General features: G+C 68.7%; 12 protein-coding genes and 1 tRNA gene. 8 read left to right on the plus strand and 5 right to left on the minus strand.

Translation table 11 applies throughout. From position 1 onward, the window contains the following. Window positions 1–89: 89 nt before the first annotated feature. The gene (locus R4I43_RS18240) at window positions 90–1541 is read right to left on the minus strand and encodes an alpha,alpha-trehalose-phosphate synthase (UDP-forming) (protein ID WP_324266841.1); all 1452 of its coding nucleotides are present in this window, start codon (window positions 1539–1541) and stop codon (window positions 90–92) included. A gap of 153 nt (window positions 1542–1694) precedes the next feature. Then, on the minus strand, window positions 1695–3143 hold the full coding sequence (locus R4I43_RS18245; protein WP_324266842.1) for a threonine/serine exporter family protein: 1449 nt from the start codon (window positions 3141–3143) through the stop codon (window positions 1695–1697). Between the two features lie 199 nt (window positions 3144–3342). Between R4I43_RS18245 and R4I43_RS18250 the strand changes: the two genes are divergently transcribed. From R4I43_RS18250 to thpD, 8 genes are all read left to right on the plus strand, one after another. Further along, a tRNA-Thr gene (locus R4I43_RS18250) sits at window positions 3343–3415 on the plus strand. Window positions 3416–3644: 229 nt separating this feature from the next. After that, window positions 3645–4112: a GNAT family N-acetyltransferase gene (locus tag R4I43_RS18255; protein WP_324266843.1), complete on the plus strand. Its 468-nt coding sequence runs from the start codon at window positions 3645–3647 to the stop codon at window positions 4110–4112. Between the two features lie 95 nt (window positions 4113–4207). Then, window positions 4208–4687, plus strand: a complete 480-nt coding sequence (locus R4I43_RS18260; protein WP_324266844.1) for a DUF2127 domain-containing protein — start codon at window positions 4208–4210, stop codon at window positions 4685–4687. A gap of 182 nt (window positions 4688–4869) precedes the next feature. Next, complete coding sequence (locus R4I43_RS18265; RefSeq protein WP_324266845.1) at window positions 4870–5604, plus strand: S1 family peptidase; 735 nt, start codon at window positions 4870–4872, stop codon at window positions 5602–5604. A 436-nt stretch (window positions 5605–6040) separates the two neighbouring features. After that, a complete protein-coding gene (ectA, locus tag R4I43_RS18270) occupies window positions 6041–6520 on the plus strand; it encodes a diaminobutyrate acetyltransferase (protein WP_324266846.1) in 480 nt (159 codons plus the stop codon). Between the two features lie 71 nt (window positions 6521–6591). Continuing rightward, window positions 6592–7839, plus strand: coding sequence for a diaminobutyrate--2-oxoglutarate transaminase (gene ectB, locus R4I43_RS18275; RefSeq protein ID WP_324266847.1), 1248 nt, complete (start codon window positions 6592–6594; stop codon window positions 7837–7839). Window positions 7840–7980: 141 nt separating this feature from the next. Continuing rightward, complete coding sequence (locus tag R4I43_RS18280) at window positions 7981–8382, plus strand: ectoine synthase (protein ID WP_324266848.1); 402 nt, start codon at window positions 7981–7983, stop codon at window positions 8380–8382. 205 nt (window positions 8383–8587) lie between these two features. Next, complete coding sequence (gene thpD, locus R4I43_RS18285; protein ID WP_324266849.1) at window positions 8588–9487, plus strand: ectoine hydroxylase; 900 nt, start codon at window positions 8588–8590, stop codon at window positions 9485–9487. Between the two features lie 98 nt (window positions 9488–9585). Here thpD and R4I43_RS18290 read toward each other — a convergent pair whose 3' ends face one another. The 3 genes from R4I43_RS18290 to rlmB all read right to left on the minus strand — a co-directional run bounded on the left by R4I43_RS18290 (window position 9586) and on the right by rlmB (window position 13371). After that, window positions 9586–10866, minus strand: coding sequence for an alginate O-acetyltransferase AlgX-related protein (locus R4I43_RS18290; protein ID WP_324266850.1), 1281 nt, complete (start codon window positions 10864–10866; stop codon window positions 9586–9588). 4 nt (window positions 10867–10870) lie between these two features. Next, window positions 10871–12307, minus strand: coding sequence for an MBOAT family O-acyltransferase (locus R4I43_RS18295; protein WP_324266851.1), 1437 nt, complete (start codon window positions 12305–12307; stop codon window positions 10871–10873). Window positions 12308–12414: 107 nt separating this feature from the next. Continuing rightward, the gene (gene rlmB, locus R4I43_RS18300; RefSeq protein WP_324266852.1) at window positions 12415–13371 is read right to left on the minus strand and encodes a 23S rRNA (guanosine(2251)-2'-O)-methyltransferase RlmB; all 957 of its coding nucleotides are present in this window, start codon (window positions 13369–13371) and stop codon (window positions 12415–12417) included.

Genomic DNA, 13371 nt, shown 5'->3' on the forward strand with positions numbered 1-13371 from the left:
TCCGGTTCGCCGCCGCGATCTGCTGGCGACCGGTTCTGCTCAGTATCACCGACGTCGTGCGATCCGTGTTGCGGACCGGTCACCGTCAGCTACTCCACGAGAGGTGCGCCCAACGCTTCGAGGAACGACCGCGCCCAGCGGTCGACGTCGTGCGTGAGCACTTGCCTACGCAGAGCGCGCATCCTACGGCGACCCTCCGCCTCGTCGATCTCCAGGGCGGCCAGCAGCGCGTCCTTCACGCCGTCCAGGTTGTGGGGGTTCACCAGGAACGCGCTCGTGAGTTCAGCGGCGGCACCGGCGAACTCGCTGAGCACCAGCGCGCCGCCCAGGTCGTAGCGGCAGGCGACGTACTCCTTGCAGACCAGGTTCATCCCGTCGCGCACCGGCGTGACCACCATGACGTCGGCAGCGGCGTAGAGCGCGACGAGGTCCTTCTTGTCCACCGAGGTGTGCAGGTAGTGCACGGCGGGGTGGCCGACGCGGCCGAACAGGCCGTTGATCCGGCCCACCTGGCCCTCGATGTCCTCGCGCATCTGCTTGTAATGCTCGACGCGTTCCCGGCTGGGCGTGGCGACCTGGATCATCGTCACGTCCTCGGCCTTGATGTGGCCTTCGGTGAGCAGTTCGTGCATGGCGTGCAGCCGCACGTCGATGCCCTTGGTGTAGTCGAGCCGGTCCACCCCGAGCATGATCTTGCGGGGGTTGCCGAGGTCGGCGCGCAGCTTCCGGACCCGCTGCTGCACGTCCTTGCTGCGCGCGAGCCGGTCCAGCTCGGTGGAGGCGATGGAGATCGGGAACGCGCCGACCCGCACGGTCCGGTCGCCGACCTGCACGACACCGGGCCGGTTGCGCACGCCGACCTGTCCGCGGCTGGGTTCGAAGCCGGCGAGCCTGCGGGCCAGCCAGAGGAAGTTCTGCGCGCCGCCGGGCCGGTGGAACCCGACCAGGTCGGCGCCGAGCAGGCCGCGCACGATCTCGGTCCGCCACGGCAGCTGCATGAACAGCTCCACCGGCGGGAACGGGATGTGCAGGAAGAAGCCGATGCGCAGGTCGGGCCGGAGCTCCCGCAGCATCGCCGGGACGAGCTGCAGCTGGTAGTCCTGCACCCACACGGTGGCGCCCTCGGCGCTGACCTCGGCCGCGGCTTCGGCGAACCGGCGGTTCACCCGCTGGTAGGCGTGCCACCAGGAGCGGTCGAACACCGGGGGAACGACCACGTCGTGGTAGAGCGGCCACAGCGTGGCGTTGGAGAAGCCCTCGTAGTACTCGGCGAACTCGTCCGCCGACAACCGGACCGGGTACAGCTGCATCTCGTCGTCGTCGAAGGGCTCGACGTCGACGTCGGCGACACCCGGCCAGCCGACCCAGGCGCCGCGGCGGGCGCGCAGGAACGGCTCCAGCGCGGAGACCAGCCCGCCGGGGCTGTGCTTCCAGCGCTCGGTGCCGTCGTCCAGCCGCTCCAGGTCGACCGGAAGCCGGTTGGCGACCACGACGAAGTCCGCCCGGCTGGAACTCCTGTTGGGCTCGTCGCCCTTGCTCACCGGAAACCCTCCCGCCGTGTATCCACCTGTAGTTGCGAGGCTACTCAAACGACCTCGTCATCGCGTGCTTCGTGTGGACCAAACACACCCGCGTGTTTCGGTCCGGATGGGGCCTTAACTTCGCTGCCGTTGCGCAACGCGGCAACTCGCGGGTCAGTCCAGCCGCCGCCGGCTCGGGCGCAGTGGACCGGACAGCCGGGGCCCGGAGATCCGCCGCTCCAACCGGCCGAGCCTGCTGCGCACCGGCTGCGCCAGGTACTCGCCGAGCACCACGCCCGCGCCGAGCGCGAGCCCGGTGGCCACCGCCAGCATCAGCGTCGCCACACCGGCCGGGCTGCGGAGCACCGACAGCTCGAACAGCCCCCGGTAGGTCGCCAGGCCGGGCAGCAGCGGCGACACCGCGGAGACCGCGATGACCAGCGCCGGGATCTGCAGCCGCCGGGCCACGATGCCGCCGACGAAACCGACGACCGTGGTGGCCACGGCACCGGCGAGCACCGGGTTGACCTCGACACCGCCGGGCACGGTCAGCACCGCGTGCACCCCGGCGGCGACACCGCCGCCGATGCCGGCGATCAGCAGCGGCCGCGGCGGCGCGTAGCTGGCCAGCGCGAAGCACGCCGACGTGGAAGCACCGGCCAGCACCTGCACCGACAGCACCAGGCCGGGTGCGCTCACCTGCGCGCGCCCCAGCGACTGGGCGTCGAGCCCGGCGACGCTGTCGCCGCCTATGCGCAGTCCGATGTAGAGCGCGAGCACCACGCCCGCGATCAGCCCGGCGGTCATCATCGCCAGTTCGGCCATCCGGCCGGCCGCAGTGACGTTGTAGCCGGTGATGGCGTCCTGCATGGAACCGACGACGGTCATACCGGACAGCAGGACGATGATGCTCGCGGCGATCGCCAGCGGCGGGTCGTGCAGGATCCCGGCGGCGTAGGCGCCGAGCGCGAGGCTGGTGGCGATCACACCGCCGACCGCCTGCTGGAAGAAGAACGGCAGGGCGCGCTTGTTGAGCAGCCGGCCGATGCGGTCGACCAGCGCGGTGGTGCCCGCCGCGACCATCGGGAGGAACGGGTCCTCGCCGCCGCCGAGCAGCACCGCCAGCGAAGCGGCCATGCCCGCCCAGGCGAGGGTGGCGACCCAGCGCGGGAAGGGGTGCGCGGCGGTGGTGATCCGGTCCAGCTCGGCGTAGGCGTCACTCGCGCTGATCTCGCCCGCGGTGATCCGCCGCAGCAGCTTCTCCACGTCGGCGAGGCGCGTGTAGTCGATGGAGCGGTTGCGGACCACGCGCAACGAGGTGATCGGCGGCTGCTCGGTGCCTCGGTAGCAGGAGACCGTGATCGACGTGTAGATCACGTCGACCTCGCAGTGCGGCAGACCGTAGGCGCTGACCACGCCGATGATGGTCGCGGTGACGTCGGAAGCACCGGCGCCGCTGGCCATCTGCACCTCGCCGATGCGCAGGCCGAGGTCCAGGACCAGGTGGACGGTTGATTCCTCGGGCAGCGAAGGCCCGTAGACGACGTTGCGAGAGCCCGGGACGATCGTCTGCTCGGGGTCGCGCCGCCGCAGCACACCACGCGCGCGCTGCGTGATTCCCACCGCGGTCTTTCCTTCCTGCCGCACCCCGCGAGCGGAGCGCCGCCGTGGCTGATCTTCCCCTCGGGCATCGCCTGTCATGAGCGGACCGTTGCACTCGGCATCTGTGGCTTCCATCACTGGTCGTGGGCGCACGCGCGGCCGCTTCCCGATCCGAGCGCCGCGGCGCTTACGATGTTCGCGCACACCTCGTTCGTGCGTCGCCGCTGTAGCTCAGTTGGTAGAGCGCCCGCCTTGTAAGCGGATGGTCAGGGGTTCGAGTCCCCTCAGCGGCTCCGAGCGTACCTGACCTGGCCTTTTAACCGAGCGGGTACGCCTGTGTCCGCTCCGCCACAGCCATACGAGTGGAATTTGGTCCCGAGACCAGCAAAAATGTAACGGCGGGCCCACAACCTGCGATTACGGCCCCTTTTCGGATGCGCCGAAGGTCACTTCCGACGACGCGGCTGGACATCGGACGACCCCGACCTATACCGTCGCTGCGGATGTCGATCGTGAATTCTGGTGGGGTTGCTGGTGCGCATTGTCGTTGACGATCTGACAGGCCCGGAGATCGAGGCTTTCCTGCAGGGTCACATCAGCGAGATGCGGGCGATGTCACCGCCGGGGAGCACCCACGCGCTGGAGCTCAGCTCCCTTCGCCGACCTGGGGTTACGTTCTGGACCGCACGTGAGGGCGACGCCGTGCTCGGCTGCGGGGCGATCAAGGAAATCGACCTCGAGCACGCCGAGATCAAATCAATGCGGACCGACCCCGCTCACAAGAATCGCGGAATCGCGTCGGAACTCCTGACGCACATCATCGGCGAATCGAAACTCATGGGCTACACGCGGCTGAGCCTGGAAACGGGCTCCGCCGAGTTTTTCGAACCCGCCCGCAAGCTCTACCTCAAACACGGCTTCGACTACTGCGACCCCTTCGCCGAATACCGGAAAGACCCCAACAGCGTCTTCATGACCCGAACCCTCTGACCCGGCGCGACAGCGCGGCCCGACTCCCCGCCCCGAGCCGCTGGGGCCCGACGCCTCCGCGGGTCCGCATCGGCGATGGGGCGCATGATGTGGGTGTGGGCGCTGAGGTGACGCTGACCGATCGGTTGTTCCGGGTGGCCGTCTGGATCAAGGGGCTGGACGCCGTGGGGCAGCTGGCCGGCGGCGTGCTGCTGATCTTCTTCCCGCCGGCGGCGCTGACGCGGATCGCGCACGGCGTGGTGACCCGCGACCTGCTCGGCCCGCCGACGGGGGCGCTGGCCGGGCACTTCGAGGAAGCCCTGCACCACCTCGCCGACGGCAGCGCCCGCACCTTCGTGATCGGCTACCTGCTGGTGCACGGCCTGATCAAGCTCGGCCTGGTCGTCGCGCTGCTGCGCAAGGAGATCCGCTGGTACCCGGTGGCCATCGCCGCGCTGGGGCTGTTCGTGCTCTTCGAGCTGGTCCGGGGCGTGCAGACGCACTCGCTGGTCTTGCCGCTGCTGACCGTCCTGGACATCGCGATCATCGTCATGGTGATCAAGGAGTACCGCGAGCTGCGCCGAGAACCCGCCTGAGGCACCGATCTCCAGCCCGAGCGACATCCGCGGAGTCCGAATTCCGTTGGGAAATACTGGGAATTGCCGCCCCGCGCATTTCCCAGTAATTGGCGAGAAGTGCTCAAACAATGGACACCGTCACTCGGTGGAGTGATGGTCGATTTCGGTCCTCGCCAATCCGCGAACCGAAGGAGACCAACGTGTCGCTCGTCCGCAATCTCGCCGGACTCGCCGGTGCCGTGATCGCCGGCGGCCTGCTGGCGGTGCCCGCGCAGGCTGATACCACTCCGCAGGACGTCCAGCCGTACATCATCGACGGCCGCGAGGTGGACAGCGCGCCGTGGGCCGCCCGGCTGTTCGTCGACGACCAGGAGACCTGCACCGCGTCGATCATCGCGCCGGAGTGGGTCCTGACCGCTCAGCACTGCGTCGCCGACGCGGCCGACGGCAACGGCCTGAGCTTCAACATCGGCGACGTCGACCAGACCAAGGGTGAGCGCGCCAACGCCATCCCGGGCGAGGTGCACATCCACGACACCGCCGACATCGCGCTGGTCAAGATCGACCACGCGGTGCAGACCTCCTACGCGCCGCTGGGCGACCCGGGCGCGGTCAAGGTCGGCGACACCGTCCAGACCTACGGCTGGGGCGCGACCTGCACCGACAAGCCCGAGATCGAGTGCCAGGCGCCCATCCTCAAGGTCGCCGACGTCAACGTGACCGGCGTGAACGGCGACTGCACGGACTACCGCGGCGGCCAGGCCGTGTGCGCCTCGCGCGGCGACGGCATCCCGGCCGGCGGCGACTCCGGCGGCCCGATGTTCGCGGGTGACAAGCAGGTCGGCGTGGCCTCCACCAGCGACCGCGCGAGCTCGACGGCCTACACCAACATCACCGAGTACCGCGACTGGATCTCCGGGCTGGCCGGCGTCTGATCGACCTCCCACCGGGAGCCCGCCGCAGGCACGGGCCTCCCACCACCGAGCGGGCGCACTCGCCCGGGGCGTGCCGGCCCCGCGAGTGCGCCCGCTCCCTTTTTTCACCGGATCCGAGCAGTATTTGCAACACCGGAAGATTTCCTGTCCGACGCTGATCAACGACTCGTGAATTCGACGTTTCCGCAGGTCAGGGCGGGCTGAAAATTGTCCTGCTAATCTCGCAGGATGGGGGCTAGCACCGGCTGAGACGGGGAATCAACGCTTCTGTAGTGCTTCTCACGTGTAAAATTGCGAATCGCCTGGTAGGTGCCGGAAGAAAGGCGTGAGAACCTGACGCGTTACGGATGTTCTGTTAAGTTGGCAAAACATGACCGGCGATAAACCGAGCCATAAACACAAAGATCGGAATGGCGGAAGCGGTTCAGCCGGACGGTTGGAGATCGACGCTCCGGTCGTCGCGGACGGCCCTGAGCTCTACCGAATCACCCGCGATTCGGCAGTGCTCGATGTGAACTCGTCCTACGCATATTTGTTGTGGTGCCGGGACTTCTCGCAGACCTCCGCGGTGGCGCGTGTCGACGGTGCGGTCGTGGGCTTCGTGACCGGGTTCATCCGGCCCGACGCCCCGGACACCCTCGTGGTGTGGCAGATCGCCGTCGATGCCTCCCAGCGCGGTGGTGGCGTGGCCGGCAAGCTGCTGAACCACCTGGTCGACCGCGTGCTGGGGCGCGGCGTGCGGTTCCTGGAGACCACGATCACACCGGACAACACCGCATCGATCAAGCTTTTCAGCGCACTGGCGCGAGACCGAGCAGCAGAGATCAACAGCAGCGAGTTGTTCACCGCTGACCTGTTCCCCGACTCGCACTTGGGGGAAGACCTGTACCGCATCGGGCCGTTCGACGCCGCCTGAGACAAGCCACCCAATCTTGTTCGTCCCTGAAGCGCCGGGCGCCCGCGCGCCATCGGCGGAACGGAGGATCCGTGAACGACATCTTCGCCACCCATGAGTCCGAGGTCCGCAGCTACAGCAGAACCTGGCCGGCCACGTTCGACCGGGCGGTCGGCAGCTACCTCTACGACGAGGACGGCGCCGCCTACCTGGACTTCTTCGCCGGGGCCGGTGCGCTCAACTACGGGCACAACAACCCGGTGCTGAAGCAGAAGCTGCTCGACTACATCGCCCGCGACGGCGTGACGCACGGTCTCGACCAGGCCACCAAGGCCAAGGCCGAGTTCCTGGAGACCTTCCACTCCCACGTGCTGCAGCCGCGCGGCTTGAACTACAAGGTCCAGTTCCCCGGCCCGACGGGCACCAACTCGGTCGAGTCGGCGCTGAAGCTGGCGCGCAAGATCACCGGCCGCGAGTCGATGATCAGCTTCACCAACGCCTTCCACGGCATGACGCTGGGCTCGCTGTCGGTCACCGGCAACTCGATGAAGCGCGGTGGCGCCGGCATCCCGCTGGTGCACGCCACGCCGATGCCCTACGACGACTACTTCGACGGCCAGGTCCCCGACTTCCTGTACTTCGAGCGCATGCTCGAGGACAGCGGTTCGGGTCTGAACGAGCCGGCGGCGGTCATCGTCGAGACGCTGCAGGGCGAGGGCGGCATCAACTCGTCCCGCCCCGAGTGGCTGCGCGGCCTCTACGACCTGTGCCAGAAGCACGGCATGCTGATGATCGTCGACGACGTGCAGATGGGCTGCGGCCGGACCGGTCCGTTCTTCTCCTTCGAGGAGGCCGGCATCCAGCCCGACATCGTCTGCCTCTCGAAGTCCATCGGCGGCTACGGCCTGCCGCTGGCCCTGACGCTGATCAAGCCGGAGCACGACGTGTGGGAGCCCGGTGAGCACAACGGCACCTTCCGCGGCAACAACCCCGCGTTCGTGACCGCCACCGAGGCGTTCAGGCAGTACTGGGCCGACGACTCGCTGGAGAAGTCGACCATCGCCAAGGGCGAGCGGGTCGGCCAGGTCCTGGAGGAGATCGCCGCCGAGCACGGTGGCGCGATGGCCAAGGGCCGCGGCCTGGCTCGCGGCCTGGGCTTCGAGGACACCAACGTGGCCGGCAAGGTCTCCAAGGCCGCGTTCGACCGGAAACTCCTGATGGAGACCTCCGGCCCGTCCAGCGAGGTCCTGAAGATCATGCCGCCGCTGACGGTGTCGGACGAGGAGCTGGAGAAGGGCCTGGAGATCGTCCGCGACTCCGTCCGTGCCGTTGTGGCCTGATTTGACGTTCGCAACCCCGGGTCGGGAGGGTGAAAAGGTCGTCGATCGGCCTTCGCCTCTCCCGGCCCGGGCACGTCGTGCGGCAAGCTGCGTGTGGCGCGAGCCCGCGCAGTGCACCAACACAGATTCACTGGAGGAAACGTGATCGTCCGGCACCTCTCGGAGATCGAGGACACCGACGCCGACATCAAGACCGAGAACTGGCGCAGCAAGCGCATTCTCCTCGCCAAGGAAAAGCTGGGCTTCTCGGTGCACGAGACCACGCTGTACGCCGGCACGGTGAACGACTTCTGGTACGCCAACCACATCGAAGCCGTGTTCATCACCGAGGGTGAGGGCGAAGTCGAGAACAAGGCGACCGGTGAGGTCCACCAGCTCAAGCCGGGTTCGATCTACGTGCTCAACGACGCCGACAAGCACCAGGTGCGCCCGAAGACGACCATGAAGACCGTCTGCGTGTTCAACCCGCCGGTCACCGGTCGCGAGGTGCACGACGAGAACGGCGTTTACCCGCTGATCGTCGAGGACGAGGTCGCCAGCTGAGTTAACCGACGCCGCGCGGCGGGTACCCGACCGAGGGGGACCCGCCGCGCTGTCTTTCACACACCAGGGTTTTCCCCGCGCGTCGACGCGGGGGAACGCGGGCACTCGACGTGTGCCGCTTCTCAACGAGGAACCGAGAAATGGCGGGCGGTGTCAACCAGACATCGACTCGCTCCGGCGGGAATTCGCGAAGGAGGCGCAACCCATGACCGTCGCTGATCTGAGCACCACGGACCGCTACCCGACGCGGGGCTCCGACTCGGCGCTGCTCGATCGGGCCGACCCGACCGTCTGGCCGGGTGGTTCCACCGGCCCGGCCGCGCGCGAGGAGCTGGCCGCTCACGATGCCAAGGGCTTCCACGTCGTCGAGGGGCTGCTGTCCCCCGCCGAGGTGCAGACCTACTGGCAGGAGCTGGAGCGGCTGACGCGCGATGAGGAGGTCCGCAGCGACGAACGCACGATCATTGAGCGTTCGTCGAACGAAGTCCGCTCGATCTTCGAGGTGCACCGGATCAGCCCGCTGATCGGCGAGCTCGCCCGCGACCCGCGGGTGCTCGACCGCGCCCGGCAGATCCTGGGCTCGGACGTCTACGTCCACCAGAGCCGGATCAACTACATGCCCGGGTACCGCGGCACCGGCTTCTACTGGCACTCGGACTTCGAGACCTGGCACGCCGAGGACGGCATGCCGGCCATGCGCGCGGTGAGCATCTCGATCGCGCTCACCGACAACTACCCGTTCAACGGCGGTCTGATGATCATGCCGGGTGCGCATCGCACGTTCGTGTCGTGCGCGGGTGAGACGCCGGACGACAACTACAAGTCCTCGCTGAAGAAGCAGGAGGCCGGCGTCCCCTCGGAGGACGACATCACCAAGCTTGCCTACGAGCACGGGATCGAGCAGTTCACCGGCTCGGCGGGCTCGGCGCTGTGGTTCGACTCGAACTGCATGCACGGATCGGGCAACAACATCACGCCCTACCCGCGCTCGAACATCTTCATCGTGTTCAACAGCGTCGAGAACACCCTGGTCGAGCCCTACGCGGCCAAGTCCCGGCGCCCGGACTACATCGCAGCCAGGGACTTCACCCCTGTGAGGCGCTGAGCCGAGCCCTGCCCGGAGCCACGACGAGAACTCCAGGCAGGGCCCTGACCAGGAGGTTTCCAATTACGCGCGAAATTCGAATTTCCCACCGCAGGGGGTCAGCGGATCGGGTGGGCGGCGAGGACCTTGCCGATCTCCGCCGCGACCGCGGGGTCGAGGAGGGGGTACCTGCCTCCCGCTACGAAGCGCTCCGAGAGCTCGAAGGTGATGACCTCGCCCTCGGCGAGGAGGTTCGCCGTGCCTTGGGGGTTGGTGGCGACGTTGTCCGGGTGGGTGATGGTGACGTCCGCGTGCGTCGCCGCGAGGTAGGGGCTGGCGAACTGGCTGAAGGAGTCGCCGACCACGCGGACCGGCTCGGTGATCATGCCGGGTCTGGGCGCCGACCTCAGGTGCAGCGGCTGGTGGAAATCGCTGGGCTTGAACTGCGTGTTGTCCGCTCCCCCGTCCGGCGCGAGCGCGTAGGCCTGGATCGGGACCGTGCGCTCCTGGCCCAGCAGATCAGGGATGTCGGCGCTGTGCGGGTACTGCCGCGACGGCGTCATCTTCCACGTGCCGGTGATGCCCGGCGACAGCCGTTCGGCCAGCTGGTAGACCATCGTCGCGCCGCCCTCGTGGGTCCAGTGCGTGTCGATGTCGTGGTAGATCGGGTGCCCGTTGCGCTCGGCGGCCCGCCGCAGCGGTCCGCGCAGGTCGATCGCGCCGGTGGCCTTCGGGACCTCGCGCCAGAACTCCTCGCGGGCCGCGACCGAGCAGTCCTCGCCGGGGTAGTTCTCCGGCAGGTGCTCCGGGTACACGGTCGACTTGTCCGGGGCGATGACCAGCTGGAACTTCCGGCCCGACGACTCGACGGCCTTCCGCCAGGCGCGCAGCCCGGCGATGATCTCGCCCGTGGTGCGGGTCGGCACGCAGCGGTAGGACACGTCGTGACCGAGGTACAGCCAGCCGTCCCGGCCCTCGATGACCGGCGGGAACACGCTCTCGTCGATCGGCGGCTTGGCGTCCACCTGACCGGCGCCCACTGGCGAGCTGTGCGAACCACCGGCCAGCGGGGCCGGTTCGCCGAACACTCCCCTGCTGATGCCGCTGACCGCCTGCACCGCGCCCTTGCGGAACGGCAGGTGATCGGTGGCCCACGCGTTCAACCCGGTGAAGAACCCGAAACCTCGGCTGATGCTGGGGAATTCGGCCAGCGGGCGGTTCTCCAGCTGCTCCGGCCGCGCGCCGAACAACCAGCTGCTCAGCGGGGCGCTGAAGAACGCCAGCGCGCAGATCAACGCCACCAGCTGACGCCGGCCGTGCCGCGGCCGGTGCAGCGGGTGTTCCCGCGGCAACCACGCCTCGTGCACCGGCGGCAGCTCAGGAGATCTCACGTCGCTCACGCCCTCAGAACTGGTAATAAAGGAACGGACTGAACGTGCCGGTGGCGACCAGCAGGCCCGAGTAGCCCAGGCCCGCCGTCAGCACCGCGGCCCGCAGGGCGTAGGCCTCGCGGGTGCGGACGGCCTCCAGGAACGGGCCGGTGCCCGACCCCGCCGGCAGCAGCACCACGACCAGCGCGACCAGCAGGAAGAACAGCCGCTGGTGGGTCACCGAGGCCGAGACGATGTCGGTCAGCCCGGCCAGGTCCGGTACCAGCATGTGCCCCAGCATCACCAGGGCGCTGCCCAGGTCCGGCGCGCGGAAGAACACCCAGCCGACCACCACCAGCAGCATCGTCAAGGCCCGCCGCCCCAACCGGAAGCGCCAGTCCGAGGGTGCCGCCGACCAGCCGAAACGCCGCTCCAGCACGAGCAGCGCACCGTGGAACAGCCCCCACACCAGGTAGGTCCACGCCGCGCCGTGCCAGAAGCCGGTGAGCACGAAGATGATCGTCAAGTTCCGGTAGGTCTTCACCGCGCCCGACCGGTTGCCGCCGAGCGGGATATAGACGTAGTCGCGGAACCAGCGCGACAGCGACATGTGCCAGCGCCGCCAGAACTCGGTGATCGTCACCGACGAGTAGGGCCGCGCGAAGTTCTCCGGCAGCCGGAACCCCAGCATCCGCCCCAGGCCGATGGCCATGTCCGAGTAGCCGGAGAAGTCGAAGTACAGCTGCATCGCGTAGCCGATCGCGCCCAGCCAGGCGATCGCGAACGTCATGTCGTGCGCGGGAGTCGCGAAGCAGGCGTCGACCGTCGGCGCCAGCGTGTCGGCGATGACGACCTTCTTCGTCAGGCCCCACGCGAAGCGCGGGAAACCGGCCGCGATGTCGTCGAGCCGGTGCGTGCGGCGCTGCGGCAGCTGGTCGGCGATCTCCCGGTAGCGCACGATCGGGCCCGCCACCAGCTGCGGGAACATCGCGATGTAGGTGATGAACGAGACCGGGTCTCGCAGCGCCGGGCGCTCACCCCGGTAGATGTCCACCACGTAGGAGATGTGGTGGAAGGTGTAGAAGGAGATCCCGATCGGCAGCGCCAGCTGCAGCACCGGGTAGTCGCCGCCGAACCAGCGCGCCAGCACCGCCAGCTGCTCGGTGGCGAAACCCGCGTACTTCCACACCAGCAGGATCGCCAGGTTGAACGCGACCACGCCGACCAGCAGCCACTTGCGCCGTTCCCGCTGGCCCGGCCACTCGTCGCCCGGTTCCAGACGACGACCGGCCAGGAAGTTCACCACGATGCACGCCAGCAGCAACAACGTCGTGCCACCCGCACCGCTGGCGTAGAACACCAGGCTCGCGATCGCGATGACGACGTTGCGCCCGCTGCGGGGTGCCACCAGCACGACCGCCAGCACGGCCGGCAGGAAGTACCACAGGAACAGCGGTGAAGCGAACGACATGAAGGGCCTCGGTCACGGGAGGCCCACGCCTCCTCGGTCGGTTACCGGAGAAGGAGCCTAACCGAGGTCAGCGTGCCGCAGGCCCGGAATGGACCGGGCTCTCACCCTCAGCGGATCCGACGGCGCCGGGCGACCTCGGAGAGCACCACACCGGCCGCGACCGAGGCGTTGAGCGACTCGACCCCGGTGGCCATCGGGATCGAGACCGTCTGGTCGCAGGTCTCGCGCACCAGCCGCGACAGGCCCCGGCCTTCCGAGCCGACGACGACCACCAGCGGACCGGTGGCCAGCTCCAGCTCGTCGGAGGTGATGTCGGAGTCGGCGTCCAGGCCGACGACCATCAGCCCGGCTTCCTTGTAGTCCTTGAGCGTGCGCGTGAGGTTCACGGCCTTGGCGACCGGTAGCTTCGCCGCCGTGCCGGCGCTGGTCCGCCACGCCACCGCGGTGATGCCCGCGCTGCGCCGCTGAGGCACGACCACGCCGTGGGCGCCGAACGCCGCCGCCGAGCGGATCACCGCGCCCAGGTTGCGCGGGTCGGTGACGCCGTCAAGCGCCACGATCAGCGGCGGCAGGCCGGTGTCCTGCGCGGCGGTCAGCACCTCCTCGGGGTGGGCGTAGTCGAACGGCGGCACCTGCAGGGCCAGGCCCTGGTGCATCGCGTTGCTGGTCAGCCGGTCCAGCTCGACGCGCGGCACGTCGACCACCGGGATGCCCCGGTTCTTGGCCTCGCGGACCGCCTCGGTGACCCGGTCGTCGACGTCGATGCCCTGCGCGACGTACATGCCGCTGGCCGGGACACCGGCGCGGACGCACTCGACCACCGGGTTGCGCCCGGCGACCAGCTCAGGCGCGTTCTCGGCCGCGGTCTGGCGCTTGGCGCGCTGCTGGTCGGCCTTGGCGCGCTGGTCGGCGCGCTTCTTCGCCGGGTGCGTGACGCGGTCCTCCGCCTTCGGCGTCGGGCCCTTGCCCTTGAGACCGCGCCGTCGCTGCCCGCCGGAACCGACGACCATGCCCTTCTTGTTGGTCTTGCGCACGCCGCCGCGGCGTTTGTCGTTGCCGGCCAC

It is taken from the genome of Saccharopolyspora mangrovi (assembly GCF_035320975.1).
GTDB lineage: Bacteria > Actinomycetota > Actinomycetes > Mycobacteriales > Pseudonocardiaceae > Saccharopolyspora > Saccharopolyspora mangrovi.

Bases quoted from the DNA above. Each gene is read 5' to 3' on its own strand.
- R4I43_RS18295 (WP_324266851.1), bottom strand. From the start codon at position 12,307: ATGTCGTTCGCTTCACCGCTGTTCCTGTGGTACTTCCTGCCGGCCGTG.
- thpD (WP_324266849.1), top strand. From the start codon at position 8,588: ATGACCGTCGCTGATCTGAGCACCACGGACCGCTACCCGACGCGGGGC.